Origin of the sequence: Rhodococcus sp. NPDC058521, assembly GCF_042719695.1 — a bacterium.
GTDB lineage: Bacteria > Actinomycetota > Actinomycetes > Mycobacteriales > Mycobacteriaceae > Rhodococcus_F.
This window is the reverse complement of the sequence record NZ_JBHXNL010000010.1, coordinates 52,245-74,180: the sequence shown is the minus strand read 5'-3', so window position 1 is coordinate 74,180 and position 21,936 is coordinate 52,245. Positions and strand designations below refer to the sequence as shown.

The 21,936-nt window shown below is 64.4% G+C and carries 28 protein-coding genes, 1 pseudogene and 1 riboswitch; of the genes and pseudogenes, 16 read left to right on the top strand and 13 right to left on the bottom strand.

The features are described 5' to 3' along the window. Window position 1: 1 nt before the first annotated feature. From cysS to carD, 4 genes are read right to left on the bottom strand one after another with little or no spacing between them, the layout of a single operon-like run. Window positions 2-1,396 (bottom strand): cysteine--tRNA ligase, encoded by a 1,395-nt coding sequence (gene cysS / locus ACFWO3_RS16030; RefSeq protein ID WP_378579393.1) that lies wholly within the window; start codon window positions 1,394-1,396, stop codon window positions 2-4. A gap of 11 nt (window positions 1,397-1,407) precedes the next feature. Then, complete coding sequence (gene ispF / locus ACFWO3_RS16025; protein ID WP_378579391.1) at window positions 1,408-1,884, bottom strand: 2-C-methyl-D-erythritol 2,4-cyclodiphosphate synthase; 477 nt, start codon at window positions 1,882-1,884, stop codon at window positions 1,408-1,410. Further along, complete coding sequence (ispD, locus tag ACFWO3_RS16020; protein ID WP_378579389.1) at window positions 1,869-2,573, bottom strand: 2-C-methyl-D-erythritol 4-phosphate cytidylyltransferase; 705 nt, start codon at window positions 2,571-2,573, stop codon at window positions 1,869-1,871. Before ispD ends, ispF begins: the two co-directional genes overlap by 16 nt. Window positions 2,574-2,588: 15 nt before the next feature. Continuing rightward, window positions 2,589-3,077, bottom strand: coding sequence for an RNA polymerase-binding transcription factor CarD (carD, locus tag ACFWO3_RS16015; protein WP_378579387.1), 489 nt, complete (start codon window positions 3,075-3,077; stop codon window positions 2,589-2,591). 286 nt (window positions 3,078-3,363) lie between these two features. On the opposite strand from carD, the gene ACFWO3_RS16010 reads away from it, so the two are divergent. Both ACFWO3_RS16010 and radA read left to right on the top strand, forming a co-directional pair. Beyond that, entirely contained in the window at window positions 3,364-3,990 is a 627-nt protein-coding gene (locus ACFWO3_RS16010; protein ID WP_378579385.1) for a hypothetical protein, read from the top strand. 200 nt (window positions 3,991-4,190) lie between these two features. Continuing rightward, window positions 4,191-5,582, top strand: a complete 1,392-nt coding sequence (gene radA, locus ACFWO3_RS16005) for a DNA repair protein RadA (RefSeq protein ID WP_378579383.1) — start codon at window positions 4,191-4,193, stop codon at window positions 5,580-5,582. A gap of 3 nt (window positions 5,583-5,585) precedes the next feature. Here radA and ACFWO3_RS16000 read toward each other — a convergent pair whose 3' ends face one another. Beyond that, window positions 5,586-6,146: a PaaI family thioesterase gene (locus ACFWO3_RS16000; RefSeq protein WP_378579381.1), complete on the bottom strand. Its 561-nt coding sequence runs from the start codon at window positions 6,144-6,146 to the stop codon at window positions 5,586-5,588. An 85-nt stretch (window positions 6,147-6,231) separates the two neighbouring features. Here ACFWO3_RS16000 and disA point away from each other — a divergent pair, with 85 nt between their 5' ends. Continuing rightward, a complete protein-coding gene (gene disA, locus ACFWO3_RS15995; protein WP_378579379.1) occupies window positions 6,232-7,317 on the top strand; it encodes a DNA integrity scanning diadenylate cyclase DisA in 1,086 nt (361 codons plus the stop codon). A gap of 306 nt (window positions 7,318-7,623) precedes the next feature. Further along, complete coding sequence (locus tag ACFWO3_RS15990) at window positions 7,624-8,064, top strand: hypothetical protein (RefSeq protein WP_378579377.1); 441 nt, start codon at window positions 7,624-7,626, stop codon at window positions 8,062-8,064. Window positions 8,065-8,124: 60 nt separating this feature from the next. On the opposite strand, the gene ACFWO3_RS15985 is transcribed toward ACFWO3_RS15990, so the two are convergent. Next, window positions 8,125-8,862, bottom strand: coding sequence for a hypothetical protein (locus ACFWO3_RS15985; protein ID WP_378579375.1), 738 nt, complete (start codon window positions 8,860-8,862; stop codon window positions 8,125-8,127). A 57-nt stretch (window positions 8,863-8,919) separates the two neighbouring features. Continuing rightward, a complete protein-coding gene (locus ACFWO3_RS15980; protein WP_378579373.1) occupies window positions 8,920-9,546 on the bottom strand; it encodes a carbonic anhydrase in 627 nt (208 codons plus the stop codon). Window positions 9,547-9,634: 88 nt separating this feature from the next. Here ACFWO3_RS15980 and ACFWO3_RS15975 point away from each other — a divergent pair, with 88 nt between their 5' ends. Then, entirely contained in the window at window positions 9,635-10,510 is an 876-nt protein-coding gene (locus ACFWO3_RS15975) for an A/G-specific adenine glycosylase (RefSeq protein ID WP_378579371.1), read from the top strand. A gap of 65 nt (window positions 10,511-10,575) precedes the next feature. On the opposite strand, the gene ACFWO3_RS15970 is transcribed toward ACFWO3_RS15975, so the two are convergent. Then, on the bottom strand, window positions 10,576-11,346 hold the full coding sequence (locus ACFWO3_RS15970; protein ID WP_378579370.1) for an alpha/beta fold hydrolase: 771 nt from the start codon (window positions 11,344-11,346) through the stop codon (window positions 10,576-10,578). 32 nt (window positions 11,347-11,378) lie between these two features. Between ACFWO3_RS15970 and mhuD the strand changes: the two genes are divergently transcribed. From mhuD to ACFWO3_RS15925, 9 genes are all read left to right on the top strand, one after another. Further along, the gene (gene mhuD, locus ACFWO3_RS15965) at window positions 11,379-11,687 is read left to right on the top strand and encodes a mycobilin-forming heme oxygenase MhuD (RefSeq protein WP_378579369.1); all 309 of its coding nucleotides are present in this window, start codon (window positions 11,379-11,381) and stop codon (window positions 11,685-11,687) included. Window positions 11,688-11,702: 15 nt separating this feature from the next. Continuing rightward, window positions 11,703-11,828: riboswitch (cobalamin riboswitch) on the top strand. A gap of 32 nt (window positions 11,829-11,860) precedes the next feature. Continuing rightward, window positions 11,861-12,055 (top strand): CbtB domain-containing protein, encoded by a 195-nt coding sequence (locus tag ACFWO3_RS15960; RefSeq protein WP_378579368.1) that lies wholly within the window; start codon window positions 11,861-11,863, stop codon window positions 12,053-12,055. Beyond that, window positions 12,046-12,825: a CbtA family protein gene (locus ACFWO3_RS15955; protein WP_378579366.1), complete on the top strand. Its 780-nt coding sequence runs from the start codon at window positions 12,046-12,048 to the stop codon at window positions 12,823-12,825. The genes ACFWO3_RS15960 and ACFWO3_RS15955 overlap by 10 nt, the downstream gene beginning before the upstream one ends. Window positions 12,826-12,931: 106 nt before the next feature. Beyond that, window positions 12,932-13,426 (top strand): hypothetical protein, encoded by a 495-nt coding sequence (locus tag ACFWO3_RS15950; RefSeq protein ID WP_378579364.1) that lies wholly within the window; start codon window positions 12,932-12,934, stop codon window positions 13,424-13,426. A 50-nt stretch (window positions 13,427-13,476) separates the two neighbouring features. Next, a complete protein-coding gene (locus tag ACFWO3_RS15945; protein ID WP_378579362.1) occupies window positions 13,477-13,674 on the top strand; it encodes a CbtB-domain containing protein in 198 nt (65 codons plus the stop codon). 43 nt (window positions 13,675-13,717) lie between these two features. After that, window positions 13,718-14,155: a hypothetical protein gene (locus ACFWO3_RS15940; protein WP_378579359.1), complete on the top strand. Its 438-nt coding sequence runs from the start codon at window positions 13,718-13,720 to the stop codon at window positions 14,153-14,155. Further along, entirely contained in the window at window positions 14,152-14,436 is a 285-nt protein-coding gene (locus ACFWO3_RS15935) for an SH3-like domain-containing protein (protein ID WP_378579357.1), read from the top strand. The genes ACFWO3_RS15940 and ACFWO3_RS15935 overlap by 4 nt, the downstream gene beginning before the upstream one ends. Then, window positions 14,433-15,122, top strand: a complete 690-nt coding sequence (gene scnC / locus ACFWO3_RS15930; protein WP_378579355.1) for a thiocyanate hydrolase subunit gamma — start codon at window positions 14,433-14,435, stop codon at window positions 15,120-15,122. Before ACFWO3_RS15935 ends, scnC begins: the two co-directional genes overlap by 4 nt. After that, window positions 15,119-15,469 carry a ScnB gene (locus ACFWO3_RS15925; protein WP_378579353.1) on the top strand — a complete coding sequence of 117 codons (351 nt, stop codon included), beginning with the start codon at window positions 15,119-15,121 and terminating at the stop codon, window positions 15,467-15,469. Before scnC ends, ACFWO3_RS15925 begins: the two co-directional genes overlap by 4 nt. On the opposite strand, the gene ACFWO3_RS15920 is transcribed toward ACFWO3_RS15925, so the two are convergent. The 3 genes and pseudogenes from ACFWO3_RS15920 to ACFWO3_RS15910 form a co-directional block, all read right to left on the bottom strand. Continuing rightward, on the bottom strand, window positions 15,470-15,730 hold the full coding sequence (locus tag ACFWO3_RS15920; protein ID WP_378579350.1) for a LuxR C-terminal-related transcriptional regulator: 261 nt from the start codon (window positions 15,728-15,730) through the stop codon (window positions 15,470-15,472). Between the two features lie 127 nt (window positions 15,731-15,857). Continuing rightward, window positions 15,858-16,295, bottom strand: coding sequence for an OsmC family protein (locus tag ACFWO3_RS15915; RefSeq protein WP_378579348.1), 438 nt, complete (start codon window positions 16,293-16,295; stop codon window positions 15,858-15,860). Window positions 16,296-16,395: 100 nt separating this feature from the next. Then, window positions 16,396-17,140, bottom strand: a pseudogene (locus ACFWO3_RS15910) (helix-turn-helix transcriptional regulator). A 62-nt stretch (window positions 17,141-17,202) separates the two neighbouring features. Here ACFWO3_RS15910 and ACFWO3_RS15905 point away from each other — a divergent pair. Further along, window positions 17,203-17,811: a TIGR03086 family metal-binding protein gene (locus ACFWO3_RS15905; protein WP_378579346.1), complete on the top strand. Its 609-nt coding sequence runs from the start codon at window positions 17,203-17,205 to the stop codon at window positions 17,809-17,811. Here the strand turns inward: ACFWO3_RS15905 and ACFWO3_RS15900 are convergent. Beyond that, on the bottom strand, window positions 17,797-18,369 hold the full coding sequence (locus tag ACFWO3_RS15900) for a TetR/AcrR family transcriptional regulator (protein ID WP_378579344.1): 573 nt from the start codon (window positions 18,367-18,369) through the stop codon (window positions 17,797-17,799). The genes ACFWO3_RS15905 and ACFWO3_RS15900 overlap by 15 nt on opposite strands. Window positions 18,370-18,433: 64 nt before the next feature. Here ACFWO3_RS15900 and ACFWO3_RS15895 point away from each other — a divergent pair, with 64 nt between their 5' ends. Further along, window positions 18,434-19,003, top strand: a complete 570-nt coding sequence (locus tag ACFWO3_RS15895; RefSeq protein WP_378579342.1) for a dihydrofolate reductase family protein — start codon at window positions 18,434-18,436, stop codon at window positions 19,001-19,003. Window positions 19,004-19,071: 68 nt separating this feature from the next. Here ACFWO3_RS15895 and ACFWO3_RS15890 read toward each other — a convergent pair whose 3' ends face one another. Continuing rightward, the gene (locus tag ACFWO3_RS15890) at window positions 19,072-21,627 is read right to left on the bottom strand and encodes an ATP-dependent Clp protease ATP-binding subunit (RefSeq protein ID WP_378579340.1); all 2,556 of its coding nucleotides are present in this window, start codon (window positions 21,625-21,627) and stop codon (window positions 19,072-19,074) included. Window positions 21,628-21,936 lie beyond the last annotated feature (309 nt).

Below are 21,936 nucleotides of genomic sequence, written 5' to 3'. Positions count from 1 at the left end.
ACTACTGTCCTGCCTCGAGAGCCCATTCGGGCCCGTTGGGGGTGTCGGTCACCTCGATGCCGGCTTCCACGAGCCGATCACGTACCTCGTCGGCGACGGCCCAGTTCTTCTCGGTGCGGGCCTGCTGCCGACGTGCGAGTTCAGCCCGAACGAGAACGTCCAGCGCTTCGTTGCTCGCTGCCGCGCCCGCGCTCTCCTTCGCCCAGTGCGCATCGAGCGGATCCACACCGAGAATCGCCATCATCGCGCGCACCTGTGCCGCAATGTCACGAGCGGTGTCGAGCCGCCCAGCATCGAGCGCCGTATTGCCCTCACGAACACTGCCGTGCACTTCGGCAAGCGCCGCCGGCACCGCAAGATCGTCGTCGAGGGCCCGCGCGAACGCCTCGGTCCACTCGCCGATCACGACGTCGCCCGTGCGCTCGGCGGTGCGGTGAACGAAGGATTCGATTCGCCGAAACGCCGCCGCGCCCTCGTCGAGCGCGGTCTCCGAGTATTCGAGCATCGAACGGTAGTGAGCACTGCCGAGGTAGTAGCGAAGCTCCTGCGGGCGCACCTTCTTCAGCACGTTCGGGATCGACAGGACGTTGCCGAGAGACTTCGACATCTTCTCGCCACCCATGGTGACCCAGCCGTTGTGAAGCCAGTATCGAGCGAACCCGTCTCCGGCGCACTTGGCCTGCGCGATCTCGTTCTCGTGATGAGGGAAGACCAAGTCCATTCCGCCACAATGGATATCGAACGATTCACCGAGGTAGAACTCCGCCATCGCCGAGCACTCGAGGTGCCAACCGGGCCGGCCGCGACCCCACGGGGTCGGCCACGAGGGCTCGCCGGGCTTCGCCGTCTTCCACAGGGTGAAGTCACGCGGATCACGTTTGCCCTCCGCGACGCTCTCACCCTGATGCACGTCGTCTAGCTTGTGGCCGGACAGGCTGCCGTACTGCGGATAGCTGAGCACGTCGAAGTAGACGTCACCGCCCGACGCGTAGGCATGTCCGTTGTCGATGAGGCGCTGCATCATCTCGACCATCTGTGTCACGTGCCCGGTGGCCCGCGGCTCGATGGAGGGCGGCGACACACCCAACTGGTCGTAAGCCCACGAGAAGGACCGCTCGTACGTCGACGCCCACTCCCACCACGGGCGACCCGCCTCGGCCGCCTTGTTCAGGATCTTGTCGTCGATATCTGTGACATTTCGCACGAAGGCGACGTCGTAGTCGTGGGCGAGCAACCAGCGGCGCAGGACATCGAAGGCCACGCCGCTACGAACGTGCCCGATGTGCGGCTCACCCTGCACTGTCGCCCCACACAGATACACCGATGCGTGTCCGGGGGCCAGCGGAACGAAGTCACGCACGGCCCGGGTCTCGGTGTCGAAGAGGCGCAGGGTCACGACCAGCGATCCTACCTGCCGCTACCGCTCGCCATGACCAATGCGGTCGCCACCGCAGCGATACCCTCACCCCGGCCGGTGAGCCCCAGCCCGTCGGTCGTGGTCGCCGAGACCGAGACCGGCGCTCCGAGAAGGGAGCTCAATACCTCACGTGCCTCTGCGCGACGGGGACCGACCTTGGGCCGGTTACCGATCACCTGCACGGCGGCGTTGCCCACTTCGAACCCCCCTTCGCCGAGAAGACGGCGCACTTCGGTGAGCATCGCGGCACCACTGACACCGTCCCACTCCGGACGACCGGTACCGAACACGGATCCGAGATCTCCCAGGTCGGCGGCGGAGAGCAGGGCATCGCACAGGGCATGAATCGCGACGTCACCGTCCGAGTGCCCCTCGCAGCCGTCCGCATCCTCGAAAAGCAATCCGGCCATCCAACAGGGACGACCCTTCTCGATCGGGTGAACGTCCGTGCCTATACCGACTCGCACTGCTTTCCTTCCTTACGTCTTGCGTCCAGTAGGGCTCGCGCCAGCAGCAGGTCGAGTTGGGTGGTGATCTTGAAAGCGTGGGGTTCGCCCGTCACCGTGCGAACCTGGTGCCCGATTCGCTCGACGAGCCCGGCGTCGTCGGTTGCCGACTCGTCCGCAGCCGCGTAGGCCTGCCGAAGAATGTCGGCGGCGAAGCCCTGTGGGGTCTGCACCGCCCGTAGACCCGCGCGGTCCGGGGTCCCGGTGACGATGCCGCCCTCGTCCACGCTCTTGATCGTGTCCGCGACCGGCAGCACCGGGACGACTGCGTCGGACCCGTTCCGCAATTCGGCCACTACCCGACGGATCAGCACGAGAGGAGTGAGCGAGCGCGCAGCGTCGTGAACGAGCACGTATCGGGCGTCCGCTGCCGAGTCCAGCCCCGCACGCACCGAATCCGTCCGTTCACGCCCACCGACCACCACTTCCACGCCGTCGGGCAAGCGCTCTTCGAGCGCGTGAACCATGTCGGCCGGCACCACAACGACAACACGGTCGACGACCTCTGATTCCAGGAGACCGTCGACCGCGCGTTCGAGCATGGTTTCACCGTCGAGATCGACGAATGCCTTGGGAATGTCTTCACCCAAACGCACCCCCCGACCAGCGGCGGGAACCAGAGCTACTACCGGACCATTCAGTTCGGTCACTTTGTGAATGCGCTGCTACGACGCAGCCGCGAGAACCTCGTCGAGGATCGTCTCGGCCTTGTCGTTGTCGGTTCCTTCTGCCAGCGCGAGTTCACCGACGAGAATCTGACGAGCCTTGGCGAGCATTCGCTTCTCGCCGGCCGAGAGTCCTCGATCCTGCTCACGACGCCACAAGTCACGAACGACCTCGGCAACCTTGTTCACGTCGCCCGACGCGAGCTTTTCGAGATTCGCCTTGTATCGGCGAGACCAGTTGGTGGGTTCCTCGGTGTGCGGGGCCCTCAGTACCTGGAAAACCTTGTCGAGGCCCTCCTGGCCGACGACATCCCTGACTCCGACATACTCCGCATTGTCCGCAGGAACCCGAACGGTGAGGTCGCCCTGTGCAACCTTGAGAACGAGGTATTCCTTCTGCTCACCCTTGATGGTGCGGGTTTCAATAGCTTCGATCAGCGCCGCACCGTGGTGGGGGTATACGACGGTGTCTCCGACCTTAAAAATCATCTGTCCCGTGCCCCTTTCGATCTTCCCAGTTTAACACGTGACCAAAACGACGTCGCACCAACGGTGCAGGTCAGGGGCACACCGAGGTGAGCGTAGGGGTTGACAGGGGCGCCGATACGTGCATCCCGGGTGCCCGAAACCGACCGTTCGGCAGCCCCGAACATGCACTCCCGCAAGCGTTGCGAGGGCGCCGCGCCATACCCCGAGGCACCCGAAGAGCAGGAGCTACGGCAGAACTACTACTCTGCCTAGTGGAGATCGAACCTGACGCCATGGAGGCCAAACCGTGACTGCTCTCGACAAGTCGACTCGCCGAGTCGCTACCGCCGTCGCTCTCGTCGCCGGCGGTGCTCTCACGCTGTCCGCCTGTGGCGCAGGACAGATCAGTCAGACCGCTACCCAGGTTGCGGCAGTGAACGGCAACACCGCAGAGGTCGGCCCGCTCGCGCTGCGCAACGTGCACGTCGTCTTCCCCAACTCCGAGGAATACAGCCTCGAACCGGGTGGCGACGCTGTCCTCGCGTTCAGTGCGATCAACGACAGCGAGAACACCCCGGAGAAGCTCACGGGTATTACCACCGACTTCGCCGGTTCCGTGTCGATCGCCGGCGAGGCCGGCACAGCCGACATCGCACCGCAGACCTCCCTCGGAGCCGGCACCTCCACGGAGGACGCATCGGGCCAGGCCGAGGCGGACGCGCAGAACGCGGGAAACGCAGACGCGCCGAGCGACCTGGTCCTCGTGGTGCTCGAAGACCTGAAGGAAGGCGTCCGGCCGGGCCTCACCATTCCGGTGACGTTCTCGTTCGCGAACGCCGGTGACGTCACGGTGTCCGTGCCGATCGATGCCGGTCATCACCTCGAGCGCAATGTGTCCGACAAGTCGCCCGTGGAAGCCGAAGGCGGACACTGAGCGCACCGTTAGCCGAAGGCGGACACTGAGCGCACCGTTAGCCGAAGGCGGACACTGAGCGCACCGTTAGCCGAAGGCGGACACTGAGCACACCGTTAGCCGAAGGCGGACACTGAGCGCACCGTTAGCCGAAGGCGGACACTGAGCACACTGCCGCCGCGAGCGATCGGTTTGTCGGTCGGTGTCTCTAGGCTGGCCGCGTGGCAACCAAGTTCAGGACCAGTTTTCGCTGTTCGTCGTGTTCGTGCACGGTTCCCAAGTGGGTAGGTCGGTGCCCCGAGTGCAGTAGCTGGGGCACGATGGACGAGGTCTCTGCAGCACCGGCGGTTACCAGCCGGCCCGGTGCGTCGTTGGCCCGTTCGGGCGCGGCCGCGGTCCTTCCCTCCACTCCTGCCACTCCGATCACCAAGATCGACGGAACGAGCACGCAGGCGAAGCCCACGGGTATAGACGAGCTCGACCGAGTCCTGGGTGGTGGCGTCGTCCCGGGCTCCGTGGTGTTGCTCGCCGGAGAGCCTGGAGTCGGGAAGTCGACCTTACTGCTCGAGGTCGTGCACCAATGGGCGCGGCGCGGCCCGGACGATCGTTCCCTTTATGTCACCGGTGAGGAATCCGCCGGTCAGGTTCGTCTACGAGCCGACCGCACCGGGGCCGTCCACGATCGGGTGTACCTCACCGCGGAGTCCGACCTCGCCACCGTCCTCGGACACGTCGAACAGGTTCGGCCCACTCTGCTGATCGTCGACTCGGTGCAGACAATGCTCGCCGCGGATGTGGACGGTGTCACCGGCGGCGTCACCCAGGTCAAGGCGGTCACCAGCGCCCTCACCTCCCTCGCCAAGGCGAGTGGGGTTCCAGTCCTGCTCATCGGCCACGTCACCAAGGACGGCGCTGTGGCCGGTCCGCGTTCCCTCGAGCATCTCGTGGACGTCGTTCTCCATTTCGAGGGCGACAAACACTCCACGTTGCGCATGATTCGTGGCGTCAAGAATCGTTTCGGGGCGGCAGACGAAGTGGGTTGCTTCGAACTGCGCGAGGACGGGATCGCCGGAATCAGCGACCCTTCCGGGCTCTTTCTTCACCACCGCGGTGAAGCCGTTCCCGGCACAGCGGTCACCGTCACGATGGACGGCAAGCGGCCGCTTCTCGGCGAGGTGCAGGCCCTCGTCGCAGCAACTTCCATGCCCGCTCCGCGGCGTGCGGTGAGCGGCCTCGACAGTGCGCGAGTCGCCATGGTCCTCGCCGTGCTCGAACGTCGGGGCCGGATCTCGCTCGCCAAGAGTGACGTCTATGCAGCAACGGTGGGTGGCATGCGCATGACCGAGCCGTCCTCGGACCTCGCGCTTGCTGTCGCTGTGGCCTCGGCGGTGAAGGATCGACCCGTTCCGGAGGCCACGATCGTCCTGGGTGAAGTCGGCCTCGCCGGCGAGGTACGTCGGGTCCCCGGCGTCGGCCGCAGGCTTTCGGAAGCCGCTCGCCTCGGATTCACCCGTGCGATCGTGCCGGCCGACTCCGGTGTGGCTCCGAAAGGGATGCGCGCCACCGAAGTCGAGAACCTCGGTGGCGCACTGCGAGTCCTCGGACTCCAGTAGCTCTCAGATCGAGGAGGCACCATCGCGTTGAGGCACCGTGCCGTCGACTAAATCCTTCACCTTCGCGAAGTGTTCGTCGGTGATGGTGAGAAACAGGGCCCGCGAGGTCCCCACGACGGTGTCGGGGTCTGCACCCGGCCCCTCCACGATCACGGCCTCGCCGCTGGTGTAGATCTTCCTTCGGACGGTTCCGTCCACACGCGCTCGCAGTTCGAGGACGGCGCCGAGTGGAATGGGACGCGCGAAGTCGATCTCCAGGTGCCCGGTGACCACGCGCTGGCCGTATGCCAGACAAGCCATGCCCTGCGCCTCGTCGAATGCGGTGGAGAAGATTCCGCCGTGAATGACGCCCGGGCCGCCTTGGTAGCGCTTCGCCACCTCGAGACGCCCCCACACCTCGAGTCCCTCGCCCGCGACGAAACTCATCGTCATTCCGGACGGCTGGTCGTCTCCACAGCCGAAGCATTTCGACCAGTGCTGCGGCAACGGACTGCCGGCTTCGGGAAAGTTGTCCGGACGCACCGGCACGATGACGTCGTCGGGCAAAGTCCAGGTACTACTCATGACTAGGTAATCTAATTGCGGGCCCGGCGGCGCCGCGCAACCGGACCCTGCAGAAAGTGACGTCGACCTCAGCAGGAGTTTCGCGATGAACGATGCCGAATCGTCGGCTGCGCTGCGCGAAACCATTGCCCGTCTCGCCCCCGGAACCGCCCTGCGTGACGGGCTCGAACGAATCCTTCGCGGTCGAACCGGTGCGCTCATCGTGCTCGGTTACGACGAGCAGATGGAAGAGCTGTGCGACGGCGGCTTCGAACTGGACGTCGAGTTCGCACCCACCCGACTCCGAGAACTGTCGAAGATGGACGGTGCCGTGGTGTTGTCCACCGACGGCTCGCGAATCGTCCGCGCCAACGTCCAACTGGTTCCCGACCCGAAATTGCCGACCGTCGAGTCCGGCACCCGGCACCGCGCCGCCGAGCGGACGGCAATGCAGACCGGGTATCCGGTGGTGTCGGTCAGCCAGTCGATGAGCATCGTGAGCGTCTATGCGAGCGGGATTCGACACGTGATCGACGGCTCGGCCACGATCCTCTCCCGCGCGAACCAGGCTGTCGCAACGCTCGAGCGCTACAAGGCACGGCTGGACGAAGTCACTCGGCAGCTGTCCGTCGTGGAGATCGAGGACTTCGTCACCCTTCGCGATGCGCTCACGGTCGTGCAGCGTCTCGAGATGGTTCGCCGTGTCTCCGTCGAGATCGAGCAGGATGTTCTCGAACTGGGCACCGACGGTCGTCAGCTCGCATTACAGCTCGAAGAACTGGTCGGCGACAACGACGTGTCCCGCCAGTTGATCGTGCGCGATTACCTGGCAGGCCGGGGGCCCGCATCGGCGACGGATGTGGACAACGCGCTCGCCGCGCTGGATGCGATCACGGACGCCGACCTGTTGGACCTCACCGTCCTGGCGCGCGCATTCGGTTATCCGGGAACGATAGAGGCACTCGAAGCGCCGATGAGCCCTCGCGGTTACCGAGTACTCACACGGGTTCCGCGATTGCAGTTCAACCAGATTCACCGTCTCGTCGGGTCGTTCGGAACCCTTCAGGGGCTGCTTGCCGCTACGGCCGCAGACCTGCAGTCGGTGGAGGGCATAGGCGGACTGTGGGCACGTCACATCCGTGAAGGTCTGTCCCGCCTGGCGGAGAGTTCGATCGCCGGCCCTTACGAGTGACCGCTGTCCACCACGGACACGAGCGCAACGCGAACAGCATCGAGGTGCTCGGCCATGGCTCGTGCCGCCGAGTCGTAATCGCCGGGTTCGATTCCGTCCACGATCCGCGAATGATCTTCGGCTCGTCGCGGGTGGCAACGGGTTTGCAGTGGCCAGATTCGACAACCGCGACCCAGGGAAATCGACCCGGATGCCCGACGCGGCCGAGAGCAACCCGATCGGAACCGTGTTCGCGGGCGCAAAACCGACTCCGTACACATCCGAGGAGTTGGTGGACGACGCGTTAGCGGTGCTCGACGAACTCGGATGGCAGCAGGCACACGTCTTTCGGACACTCCCTCGGCGGTGTCCTTGCACAGCGCTTGGCTCTACGCCACCCGGACCGAGTACTCACGACCACGACGTCCGCGTCACTTCCCAGCGACGTTTCCGGGCTTCGTGTGCTCCGCTACCTACGACCGGGGTCTGCTGACCAAACTCGCGCTCACCCGATTCCCGGACGGGCGGGAAGGCGACATCGAACCTGCGATGGCAGTCTGGCGGGGTCTTGCGGCACCGGACTACCCGTTCGACGAAGCAGGTCCGCGCGCCTGGGTCGAAGCCGCAGCCAACTCCGGACCACGCGACCAGAAGGCACAGAGCCACCAGATAGGCGCCAAATGGCACGGCCCGCGGCTGTGCGAACTGCGGAATCCGGTTCTGCCCGATCCATCGAAGGCGCTCGTCTTCGAGTGTTTCCGGGCGTAGGCCACGACATCCCTGCCCCGCTGTGGCAGACGGTCGCCGAGGATGTGAGTGCGCTGGCGATCAGCCGAAGTTGAACGGCTCGGGAGCACTGCGAAGCTGCCCGAGCTGACCGACGACGGTATAAGCACCGGGTCCGATCGGATCACGCTGCGGTTCGGGCTGTTCCAGGCAATCGGGAGCGGACGTCTTCGCCGACCACTTCACCGAGAACACCGCCTGCTCACCCGGAGCGAGAGTACGAAGGTCCGGTTCACCCTGCGGGAAACAGTCGATGTTGGACCACAGGCGCTGATTGCCGTCGAGGGTGTATACGAGCACCTGCTGCAGGCCGCTCCCCAAGTCTCGCTCGCACGGAGTGGTTCCGATATTGGTGATGACGGTGGTGAAGGTCGGCTCTTCCCCGGGCGCATAGTTCGGCTTCTCACCGGTCGCCTTGATGGCGAGCGACTGATCGGGGCACTGACCCGCAGGAACCGGCTCTGCGCTCGTCGACGAAGTGGACGACGCACCCGAGGAAGTCTCCGAGCCGCTGCTCGACTCACTCGAACCACTCGAGTCTCCGGCGCCGCCGGAACCCTCGCCTTCACTCTTGGCGTCCGACTTCTCGCTCGAGGTGGCGGGAGCCGAGGTCAACGACGACGTGGCCGCCGCAGCGCCCGTGTCCGGGTCGTCACCGCCCCCGCCCAACGAACGCAGCAACCACACCAGGAGTGCCACGACGACGACGCCGACACCGATCGCGAGTGCACGGCGGCGCCAGTAGATCTCGGGGGGCAACGGTCCATTAGGTTCGAGCACGACGTCAACGGTAGTTCGGTGTGCTCGACCTGTGGCTCACCAGGCACGGCGTGTCGCTCAGCCGACGGTCTCGCCGATGTCTCCCACCACGCCTTGAAGGTGCATTCTGCTGTCCGAGAGGTTGTATGTGACGCCTGCCACCGCGCAGGTTCCGTTCGCGATTCGCTCGGCGATGATTCGGGATCGCTGTTGCAGAAGCGAGGCCGTCTCGAGGGCGTGGCGTGCCACGAATTCGTCCGGGGTGGTCAAGCCTTCGTTTCGTCCCATCAGAATCGACGGGGCTACGCGCTCGACCAGGGTACGAATGAACCCGTTCGGAATATTGCCGTTGTCCAGTGCATCCATGGTGGCCTTCACGGCACCGCAGCCCTCGTGGCCGAGCACCACGATGAGCGGAACGTTCAGAATGTCCACCGCATACTCGATCGATCCGAGCACCGAATCGTCGATGGCCTGACCAGCGGTTCGGACGACGAACATGTCCCCCAGACCCTGATCGAAGATGATCTCGGCGGCGACGCGCGAGTCACCACAGCCGAACAGCACGGCGGTCGGGTGTTGCTCCTTGACGAGCTTCGCTCGGTCGGCGATCCCCTGGCTGGGGTGGATCGAAGCACCGTTGACGAAGCGGTCGTTACCCTGGCGCAGTGACTTCCAGGCCGATATTGGATTCGAGTTGGGCATGGGGCCATTGTGCACCCACCCGGTTTCGGCCGTTGGGCGAGCACATTACGTCTACCCGACGTAACCAGGAGAGAGAGTGTGAGAACAGGTGACGGTTGACGCGTCGGCCCTGATCGCGTGGTACGAAACCCACGCCCGCGACCTGCCCTGGAGGCGGGAAGATGTCACCGCTTGGCACATTCTGATGAGCGAGATCATGCTCCAACAAACCCCGGTGGCGCGGGTGGCTCCGACCTGGGAGGAGTGGGTCGAGCGTTGGCCCGTTCCATCCGCCATGGCCGCATCCAGTCAGGCAGACGTGCTGCGCGCCTGGGGCAGGCTCGGGTATCCGCGGCGTGCGATGCGGCTGCACGAATGTGCCGGGGTCCTTGCGACCCGTCATCAGGATCTGGTGCCCGACGACGTCGACACGCTGCTGGGTCTTCCCGGCATCGGCGCCTATACCGCTCGCGCCGTCGCGTGTTTCGCCTACGGACAGAAAGTTCCTGTCGTGGACACCAACGTGCGTCGTGTGGTCGCCCGAGCGGTGGACGGTTCCGCCGAGCCCGGAAATCCTTCCAACACCCGAGACCTCGCCGCCGTCGAAGCACTCCTGCCCCGAACCCGGGCCCGCGCCGCGACCTTCTCGGCCGCACTCATGGAACTGGGCGCAACGGTCTGCACGGCCCGCAAGCCCGCCTGCGAACGTTGCCCGCTTCCCGCGTGTGCGTGGACCGACGCGGGACGCCCCGAGTACACCGGCGAACGGCGCAAGGTGCAGAAATTCGCGGGCACCGATCGTCAGGTGCGCGGAAAGCTGATGGCAGTTCTGCGCGAAAGCGAAAGTCCGGTCGAACGGGCTCGCCTTGACACCGTCTGGCTCACCGACCCGGGCCAGCGCGACCGAGCGCTCGATTCGCTCCTCGTCGACGGCCTCGTGGAACAGACCGACGACGGACAGTTCGCGCTCGCCGGCGAGGCCTGAATCTCCCCACCCCTTGCTGACGAATGTCACACCGGTTCGCGTGAGTCGAACCGGTGTGACATTCGTCAGGGGTGGGGAAGGGGTTTCAGGCCGCGCAAGAAGTCTTCGACCACCTCGCGGTACCGGACAGGCTGGTCATCGTGGACCAGGTGACCGGCGTCGGTGATGCGTACGTACTGCGCCGACGCATGTTCGTCGGCCATGCGCCGCATCTGCCCGGCAGGCGTGATGGTGAACTCGCCTTCGATCAACAACGCAGGCACGTCCACCGCTTGCCACTGATCCCAGAAATGACGACCACCCCATTCCTCGGAGATGTCCCGGAATGTCGCAACGTCACCGTGCAGATACCAACCCCCGTCGCGCTTCTCGAACGCGTCCAGGAAGTAGCGTCCCGCGACCGGGCCGAAGTACTCGATCGCAGATTCCTCGGTCGGGAAAGGTTGCGGCCACTCCTCGATCATCGCGGCCCAATCCCGGGCCGTGCGACCACGAAAGTCGGGCGCCATGTCCTCGAGGACGAGCGCGCGCACCCGATCCGGGTGCGCCGCAGTGAACGCCCACGCGTGCAACGCACCCATCGAGTGCCCGATCACGATCATCGGTTTCCGGATCGATTCCACGTGAGCCGCCAGGTCTTCCACGAACGCCTCGGTGGTCAGTTCGCCCGGCTCGGGCCGCCCGTGCCCCGCCGCGTCGAACGTGTACACGTGCCCGTGCTCTCGGAGCCATGGAACCTGACGTCGCCACGTCTGCGCACTGCCCATCAACCCGTGCAGCAGCAGAATCGGCGAACCGCCCCCGCCCTCGTCGTGAAGTGCATGATCGTCCGACACGGCTGCCACGTTAGCGGAGTAGCCTCACCGACATGGCTGTCGTCAAGATCAACGCAATCGAAATCCCCGAGGGTGCAGGCGCCGAGCTGGAGAAGCGCTTCGCGAACCGCGCACATGCCGTCGAGAACTCGCCCGGCTTCCTCGGATTCCAACTGCTGCGCCCGGTCAAGGGCGAGAACCGCTACTTCGTGGTCACCCAGTGGGAGACGGAGGAAGCCTTCGAGGCGTGGCGTGACGGCCCGGCACGGGAGGCTCATGCCGGTGAGCGCCAGAAGCCCGTCGCCTCGGGTGCTTCCCTGCTCGAGTTCGAGGTCGTGCTGGACGTGGCCGCGAAGGCTTGATCACCACGAGCTCGTTGACACCGGCTACCCGCCGGTGTCAAAGTTCGCAGGACAAAGCGATTGTTCGGCAGGAATCCGGTGCAATTCCGGAGCGGTCGCGCCACTGAAAAGCCAGACACTGTCGGCCATCGTATGGACACCTAGGGGACGCGCAATCCCAGGAGGAACCACCCGTGGCACTCGCCTACTCTCCCGAGGCATCGGTCGACTCGACCAAACTGGCCGTCATCGCGTTCGCGGTCGTACTGCTCTCCATGCTCGCGCTGTACATAGTGGGATTCGATCAGGGTGCGGTCTCGCGCACCGGCATGTTCATGCACGAACTGATGCATGACGGACGCCACCTGATGGGCCTGCCGTGCCACTGACGACCGGTTCGCACATCGGCACCCAGTCGTTCACGAAGCTCCTCATCCGCGGCCTGCTGGCCGGACTGATCGCCGGAATCCTTGCCGGCGGCGTGGCATTCGTCCTCGGCGAGCCCCACGTGGACTCCGCGATCGCGCTCGAGGAAGCCCAGTCCGCGGCCGAGCCGCACGACCACGAAGCTGCAGGTGGGCATTCGCACGACGAAGAGGATGCCCTGGTCAGCCGAGACGGACAGAAGGGCGGCCTCTTCCTGGCCACCGCACTGGCCGGCCTTGCCCTCGGTGCCATCTACGCCGTCGTCATGCACTACGCACGTCGACTCACCGCACTGTCGGGAGCAGCCCTGGCTCTGACCCTGGCAGGTCTCGGCTGGCTAGCGATCGAAGCCGTTCCGTTCTTCAAGTACCCCGCAAACCCACCAGCGGTAGGCGACCCCGAGACCATCAACCAGCGCACGTGGCTGTGGCTTGCTGCTGTCGTGCTGGGACTGTTGGCGGTCGCGGTGGCCGTATTCGTGGCGGGGCGAGTGGCAGACCAGAACTTCGCCTCGGTACGGGTGATCGCGCCGGTCGCAGCGTTTCTGGTGGTCGTTGTCATCGGCTATGCGGCGCTACCGAGCATCAACGAAGTCGGCGAGGACTTCCCCGCCACTCTGCTGTGGGAATTCCGTCTCTCGTCTCTCGCAACCCAGGCCACGCTGTGGTTGGCACTGGGCGCCGCATTCGCGTTCCTCACCGACCGCGCCGCGAACCGAAAGCCGATTGGCTAGCACCTGAGTACGGGGTCCGATCGGCACCTCGGAGTGATGTGAGCAGGGCCCCTGCGCCGTGAGCATGAAGTGATCACACTTCGACCTCTCAGCAAGGGGCTTTGTCATGTCGGTGGTTCGAGAACAGCGCGTCACCCCACCCGCCTCGGTCGACCGGGCGTATTGGTTGCTCGCGCTTGCGCTCTCGGCAGGAGTTGTCGAAACGATCGCTCACGTGTCGACGGCCCTGCAAGAACCCGATGTGAACCTGTCGTCCGTCGGCTTGCAGGTCCTGGTCCGTCTCTCCGTGTACGCAGCGGTGTTGGTCGTGATGGGCCGACTTCGAGCGGGCGAGGGTTGGGCGCGAATCGTCCTCGTCGTAGGACTCGGCACGGCCGGAATCGCTTCGCTCGTGTCCGAGCCCCTCACCTGGATGCTGTCGGGCAATTCGCTCCCCGAACTCACCCTGTACAGCGCCGTGATTCTCACTGCACGAACCGTTCATCTCCTTGCCGTGATCACGGCGATCGCCTTGATGCTCACGCCGAGCTCCGGACGGTTCTTCGGCCGTCACATCCAGACCGCGCCGAATCAGCGCCACCGCAGAAGGGCCGCGGCGTAACGTCTGAAAGAACGGGCAATTGCTCGACACCCACCCTCCAGGGGGCACGTATGGATCTGGCATATACGCCGAACCGGCATCTCACCGACACCATCGGCATCACGCTCGCAGCAGTTGGTGCCGTTCTCCTGGCACTGCTCACGCTCTACCTGGTCGGATTCGATCAGGGGGCCATTTCTCGCAGCGGCATGTACCTCCACGAACTGATGCACGACGGCCGCCATCTGATGGGCCTGCCCTGCCACTGACCCGGTGAGCGCGTGCCGCTGACACCCCCGAGCGGAGCACCAAATGGGTACCCAGTCCACCCGAGCCGGATTCGACTCGGTGTCCGATCGCGTAGCCGAATACAACCCCGTACGAGGCGAATCACTCGACTCCCCATACGAACTGTCCAACTCCTCCTTCGAAGCTCTGCGGCATGTACTTCACGACGTCGGTGGACAACCCGCCCTGCCCGTCGAGTACAAGGAGAAGGTCGAGGAGACCTGGGAAATGAACACCTACGTCACCTGTGAATGTTTGGGGTGGCGCGGCGTGTGGAATTCCGAGGAGCGACGACGGGCCGAGAACGACCTCGGCGCCACGCTGTACTTCGGGCTGCCCTATTACGCACGGTGGATCACCGTAGCCGCGAAAACGCTTGTCGCAAAGGGATTCATCACACCCGACGAGTTGTCCGCGAAGCTCGACGACGTGCGCGCCAGAATGCGCGAGGCGAAGCAATGAGAAACTTCGAGATCGGTGATCGGGTCAGGGTGCGCGAATCCACGTCGATGTTCCACACCCGAACGCAGGCGTTCATCAGAGGTCATACCGGCGTGATCGTGGAACACCGACCCGCATGGGTCATTCCCGAAGACGAAGCCTGGGGTCGCGACGACGGAAGGCAGGAGCCGTTCTACGTCGTCCGATTCCTGCAGACCGACCTGTGGGATCGGTACACCGGATTCGACGGCGACACCCTGGAAACCGAATGTTCCGAACGTTGGCTGGAGGCGGCCCCATGAGCGATGAACATGGCGATCACACGCCTATTCGAGAATCGGAGGAGATAAGCGAGTTCGAAGTCCTCGAAGCGGCGATCCGCGAGTTGTCGATCGAGAAAGGATTGTTCTCCTCGGAAGACCACCGGATGTTTCTCGAATGGGCAGAATCGGTGGGGCCCTCCGGCGGCTCGCGACTCGTCGCGAAATCGTGGGTCGACCAGGAGTTCAAGAAGCGGCTCCTCGAGGACGGCACCGAGACGTGCAAGGAGGTCGGAATCGACTGGCGGGATCCGACCGGTTCCGGCACACCGAGCGACTACACGTACTTCTACGTCCTCGAGAACACCCTGACCGTGCACAACGTGATCGTGTGCACGCTGTGTTCGTGCTACCCCCGGCCCGTCCTCGGTATGTCGCCCGACTGGTACCGAACACCCAATTACCGCCGCAGGATGGTGCGGTGGCCGCGTGAAGTCCTCGCCGAGTTCGGGCTACACATGCCCCCGGAAGTCGAAGTCCGCGTGCACGACTCGAACCAGAAGTCACGATTCATGGTGATGCCTATGCGCCCCGAGGGAACCGACGGCTGGAGCGAGGACGAACTCGCCCAGATCGTCACGAGAGACACGATGATCGGAGTGGCACTGCCCCGGACGGATTGGACGGCGCAGAAGCCACCGTCGGAGATCAACGGAGGTGCAGCGTGACGAGGACGGAACATTCCAGAACCGAGGGCTACCGCGTCCTTTTCGACGCTCTCCCACCCGATGAGGTACGCACCGACACCGGGCTCACGGGCCGGGATCGAAAGCCTGCCCCTTGGGAGGGGAGCATGCAGGCTGTCTGCGAATGTCTGTCCTGGCGCGGTGCGTGGGACAACCTCGACCGCCGAGGCACCGAGGACGAACTCGGCGAAACCGTCTACCGAGACTTTCCCGTCCACACCAGGTCCGTCGTCGCGACGACCCACGAGCTACTCGACCGTGGCGTCGTCAGCGAGGCCGAACTGCTCCGCAAGATGCGTGAGATTCGCGACCGATGGACCCGGGACTGATCACAACTCTTCGATCGTGATCAACCCGTCCTGCAGTGCCCGCACGAGCAGAGCAGTCTTGGTGGTGGCCGGTCGACCGGCAGCAGCATACTTGTCGCGAATCCGCACCAGATGCGTGTTCACCGTGCCCTGGGCAATGTAGAGCCGCCGAGCTACCTCGACCTTCGACTCACACCGCAACCATTCACGAAGCACCTCGATCTCCCGATGAGACAAGGCTGCCTGACTGTATACCTGTACGTTCTCGACAACGGCACTCATTGTGAAACCCCCTCTTGTTAAGCCCCGACCCGGCCGAACAAACAAGAAGTTATCAGGTGCCACCGACACATTTACCCGGAACACCTGGTTTACGCAGCGTGCAGCTTCCGGTTAGCTACTCAAACAATCAACTTTCCAGTGCTGCATCCAACGAGATCTCGACACCCGTGAGCGCTTTGCTCACCGGGCAGGAATCCTTGGCTGCCTGTGCAGCTTTCGCGAATCCGTCCGCATCGAGACCGTCCACCTCACCGCGCACGATCAGCTTGATCCCAGTCAGCTTGAATCCAGGATCGTCCGGACCGAGCGAAACTTCCGCCTTCACCTCGAGGCTCTGCGGTGTGCCACCGGCCTCGGCGACCAGCGCCGACAGCTGCATCGCGTAGCACGACGAATGTGCGGCCGCGATCAACTCCTCTGGACTGGTGGTGCCGCCGGCGTCCTCCGCCGCACGCTTGGGGAAGGACACGTCGAAGGTGGCCACACCCGAACTGGACAGTTCGACCTGCCCACTCCCTTGCTCGAGGCTTCCGTTCCAAGCGGTCCGTGCGGTCCGTGTGGGCATCGCGCTTCCTCATTCCTGATCGACCGAAGAGAATTCTGTCCACCCCGAAACGTACTCGCTCGCACCGCCCCTGCCCACCCGCCCAAGCTCCCCGCCTGTCTCACTTCTCGTGCCGCGCGGCGAGTCGGAGGGCTCGATCCCGCACTGCTTCTCGCACGCACGCGGGGGCTACAACCTCACAGTCCTCGCCGTACAGCCACACCGTGTTGAGGGCATGCACGAGGTCCCCGAATTCGGCCTCCACCACGCTCCATCCGTCGTCTGCCTCCGCGTTCGAAAGAATTGCCACCGTGGTGTTCAGCATCGCCCTCACTCTGGTGGTTCGCACCCGCAGCACCGCTGTGACGAAGTTCCGCGTCGATCGAAACTTTTCACGACGGGACGCCCACAGGGCCCGCAGATCCACGTCCTTCGGCCGGTCGGCCGGTTCGTCCAGCATTGCGACATCGGACATCCTGGAGAGACGGTAAGTGCGATCCTGCCCGTCGTGCAATGCGACGAGGTACCAGTACCCCGCGGCATTCACCAGCCCGATCGGATCCACGACGCGAACGGCAGGCGCCTTGTCGCGGGGCGCGTACGTCGTTCGGATGCGGCGGCCCGCAAACACCGCCTGTTGGACCACCGGTCAGCCCGGTGAGATCGGTCGTGAAGCCCGGGAGCAGTTCGAAACCACCATCACGGCCACGCTCGGCGTAGACCGGGATGCCTGCCGTGGACAACGCCTCGATATCGCGCAACACCGTCCGCGGCGACACTTCCAACTCCCTCGCGAGCTCCGACGCCGACATGCGGCCACGATTGCGCAGCAGGAGAACCAACGAGAGGAGACGATCGGCGCGCATGCAAGAAGTCTTCCAAAGATATATGACAGAAGGTGTCATATATCTGGTCGAGAGTGAACGTCATGACCAACACAGCGACACACACGGATCCTCGCCCCCTCTACCGTGACGCCCTCACGTGGGTGTCCGAACTGATCGACGAAGTGGCAGCCGACCAACTCACCCTTCCCACTCCCTGCACCGAGTTCGACGTTCGCAGACTGCTCGGCCACCTCGTCGCCACCGTCGAACGCGCGCGTGTGATCGGCGCCGGCGGAGAGCCCGCCACCATCCCACTGGTCCTCACCGACATCCCGGACGACGGCTATGGCAACGCTTACCGGGCTGCGACGGATCGGATGTGGTCCGTGTGGAACGACGACACCCTGCTCGACACCGAAGTGACTCCTCCGTGGGGTGCCGTTCCCGGCCGAGGCGCCATCGGCGGCTACCTCAACGAGACACTCGTGCACGGCTGGGATCTCGCGGTCGCCACCGGACAGAATGCCGAAGCAGCTCCGGAACTGGCGGAGGCCGCGTTGTCGATGGCCCGTGCCATGATTCCCGCTTCGCCACGCGGTGGCGACTTCATCCCCTTCGACGAGGTCGTCGAATCCTCGGTAGACGCCGGCCCGACCGAACGCCTGGCGAACTGGTCCGGCCACAGCCGTAAGACCTCACCGGGGCAGTGAACGCTCCACGACTGCCGCAACGAGACGGTCGAAATGCTCCTCGTCGTGCAGGTCGGGAAGGGTCAGCCGGTCGACGATCATCCAGTTGAGAGCCGAGTACAGCAGTTCGACCGTGACTGAGTCGCCCGGCATACCCGATGTCAGGTGATTTTCGATGTTGAGATCGAGGTCGGCCCGTACCCGTTCACCGAGAACACGGCGCAGTTCCGGCCGGCGCGTGGCCTCCAGCCTGAGCTCGAGCAACGCGAGGAAGCCTGTTCGGAACGTCGCGACCCTCGTCACGGTTTCCCGCATCAGCTTCGTCAGGTGGGCGACGTCGTGCTCACCGTTCGCCAGATCGGCGAACACCGCGTTCTCCGGCACGAGACGCTCGTAGATTCGCCCACCCGCCTGGGTCAGCAGATCGTCCCGGTTCGCGAAATAGTTGGAAGCCGTTCCATTGGGCACAGCGGCACGTGCATCGACTGCACGGAAGGTGAGCCCGCGGGCCCCCTCGTCAGCCAGCACCTCGATGGCCGCATCCACAAGCGCTGCTCTACGTTCCGGGTTTCGACGCACTTGACACCACTCCATCCGTAGTACATCGTCGAACTACATTCAGAGTACTACGAACGGAGTGGTCATGCGAAAGCTCGTGTACTACGTAGGCACAACCCTCGACGGCTACATTGCCGGACCGCACGAACAAGTCGAGTTCTTTCCCGTGTCGGATCAGATGACCACCTGGATCAACGAGCGCTACCCCGACACCGTGCCTACCCATCTGCGGGCGCCGTTCGGCCTGTCCGACGCCGAGAACCAGGCGTTCGATACGGTCGTCATGGGCCGCGGCACGTACGACCCTGCACTCACCATCGGAATCACGAGCCCATACGCCCATCTTCGGCAGTACGTGGTGTCGAATACCCTCGGCGATTCGGACGACCCTGCCGTCACCGTCACGACCGATCCGTTCGAGTTGATACGCACGCTGAAGAAAGAGCCAGGATTGGACATCTGGCTCGCAGGCGGGGGCAAACTCGCGGGAGCCCTTCTCGGGGAGATCGACGAAATGATCATCAAGCGCTACCCGGTAGTCGCAGGATCGGGACTATCCGTGTTCGACGGCGACTTCGATCCCACCGTGTTCCACCCGACCAGGTCGGAACATTTCGACAATGGCGCAGTGGTCACCTGGTTCAGCCGTACCTGACCATCGGCGGGACAAAGAAAAGCGGGCCACCAGCGTGATGCTGGTGGCCCGCACTTCGTTGCCTGGTGTCAGGACTCCTGGTTACCGTTGCCTTCACCCTCGCCCGAAGTACTCGACAGCACGGTCTCCGGTGAGTCCGGAACCTCGACCGGCTTGTCGCTCGGCGAGAAGGTGAACTTGGCGTCCTCCCCCTGCCCTTCGCCGTCCCAGTTCTCGACGTCGACCAGCACGATCTGACCGGGGCCGATCTCGCCGAAGAGAATCTTCTCCGACAGTTGGTCCTCGATCTCGCGCTGGATGGTGCGACGCAGCGGCCTGGCACCGAGCACCGGGTCGAAACCGCGCTTCGCGAGCAACGACTTGGCCTTGTCGGTGATCTCGATGGCCATGTCCTTGTTCTTCAGGGCAGTCTCGACGCGGGTGATCATCAGGTCCACCATCTCCACGATCTGCTCCGTGGTGAGCTGGTGGAACACGACGATGTCGTCGATACGGTTGAGGAACTCGGGACGGAAGTGCTTCTTCAGCTCGTCGTGCACCTTGAGCTTCATCCGCTCGTAGTTCGACTCGTCGCCCTTGCCCGTCGTGAACCCGAGGCCCACCGCCTTGGAGATGTCCGAGGTACCGAGGTTCGAGGTGAAGATGAGGACCGTGTTCTTGAAGTCCACGGTACGTCCCTGACCGTCGGTGAGACGGCCGTCCTCGAGGACCTGCAGGAGGGTGTTGTAGATCTCCTGGTGGGCCTTCTCGATCTCGTCGAACAGCACGACGCTGAACGGCTTGCGGCGCACCTTCTCGGTGAGCTGACCGCCCTCTTCGTAGCCGACGTACCCAGGAGGGGCACCGAACAGCCGCGAAGCGGTGAAGCGGTCGTGGAACTCGCCCATGTCGATCTGGATGAGTGCGTCGTCCTCGCCGAACAGGAAGTTGGCGAGCGATTTCGCGAGCTCCGTCTTACCGACACCGGAGGGGCCGGCGAAGATGAACGAACCGGACGGACGCTTCGGGTCCTTCAGTCCGGCACGCGTGCGACGGATGGCCTTCGCGACCGCCTTGACCGCATCTTCCTGACCGATGATCCGCTTGTGCAGCTCCTCCTCCATACGGAGCAGACGAGTGGTTTCCTCCTCCGTGAGCTTGAAGACGGGGATACCGGTCCAGTTGCCGAGGACCTCGGCGATCTGCTCGTCGTCGACCTCGGCGATGACATCCAGGTCACCGGAACGCCATTGCTTCTCACGCTCGGCGCGCTGGGCGACGAGGGTCTTCTCCTTGTCACGCAGGTTCGCGGCCTTCTCGAAGTCCTGCGCGTCGATCGCGGATTCCTTCTCGCGGCGCGCGTCGGCGATTTTGTCGTCGAATTCGCGCAGGTCCGGCGGAGCCGTCATCCGGCGAATGCGCATCCGCGCACCTGCCTCGTCGATGAGGTCGATCGCCTTGTCCGGCAGGAAGCGGTCGTTGATGTAGCGATCCGCAAGCGTCGCCGCCGCGACGAGCGCACTGTCGGTGATGGACACTCGGTGGTGCGCCTCGTAGCGGTCGCGCAGACCCTTGAGGATCTCGATGGTGTGATCGACCGAGGGCTCACCGACCTGCACCGGCTGGAAGCGACGCTCGAGCGCGGCGTCCTTCTCGATGTACTTGCGGTACTCGTCGAGGGTGGTCGCACCGATGGTCTGCAACTCGCCACGGGCGAGCTTCGGCTTGAGGATCGAAGCCGCGTCGATGGCGCCCTCTGCAGCTCCCGCACCCACGAGCGTGTGCAGCTCGTCGATGAACAGAATGATGTCGCCGCGGGTGTTGATCTCCTTGAGGACCTTCTTCAGGCGCTCTTCGAAATCACCGCGGTAACGGCTGCCGGCCACGAGCGACCCGAGGTCGAGCGTGTAGAGCTGCTTGTCCTTGAGGGTCTCGGGCACCTCACCGTTGACGATGGCCTGGGCCAGGCCCTCGACGACAGCCGTCTTACCGACACCGGGTTCACCGATGAGGACGGGGTTGTTCTTGGTGCGGCGCGAGAGCACCTGCATGACGCGCTCGATCTCCTTCGAGCGGCCGATGACCGGGTCCAGCTTGCCTTCGAGAGCCGCCTGGGTGAGGTTGCGACCGAACTGGTCGAGGACCAGCGACGTGGACGGCGTGCCGGCCTCGCCGCGAGCACCGCCCGCCTCGGTCGGCTCCTTGCCCTGGTAGCCGGACAACAGCTGGATGACCTGCTGACGAACCCGGTTCAGGTCTGCGCCGAGCTTGACGAGAACCTGGGCCGCGACGCCCTCACCTTCACGGATGAGGCCGAGCAGGATGTGCTCCGTGCCGATGTAGTTGTGTCCGAGCTGCAGCGCTTCACGCAGGCTGAGCTCGAGGACCTTCTTGGCGCGCGGGGTGAAGGGGATGTGACCGGACGGGGCCTGCTGACCCTGACCGATGATCTCTTCGACCTGGCTGCGCACTCCTTCGAGGGAGATGCCCAACGACTCCAGCGACTTGGCGGCGACACCCTCGCCCTCGTGAATGAGGCCGAGCAGGATGTGCTCCGTACCGATGTAGTTGTGGTTGAGCATCCTGGCTTCTTCTTGAGCCAGGACAACAACGCGCCGTGCGCGATCGGTGAACCTCTCGAACATCGCTCTCCCTCACACTTTCCGACGACCGATCACGAGACCGGATGTCTCGTCCCCGTCCGCCGCGTTTCGCTCCGGCACAAGTGGCGGATGGCGCCGAACCTCTGCAGGTTCCACGACCTCACTCGATACTCTAGTGGGAGCGCCATTCGGCCGGTGCCCCTCCACCCGGATCGGTGAAGGTTCGAATCCGTTCACTCTGCATAACGTCGCAGCTAGCGCAATCGTTTCCGCCTCCCTGTACGCCGGGAGCGAACAGGTCTGCAAGTGCCGTGATCGCGGCCCCGAGCGGGTCGGTACGGTACCGCTCGA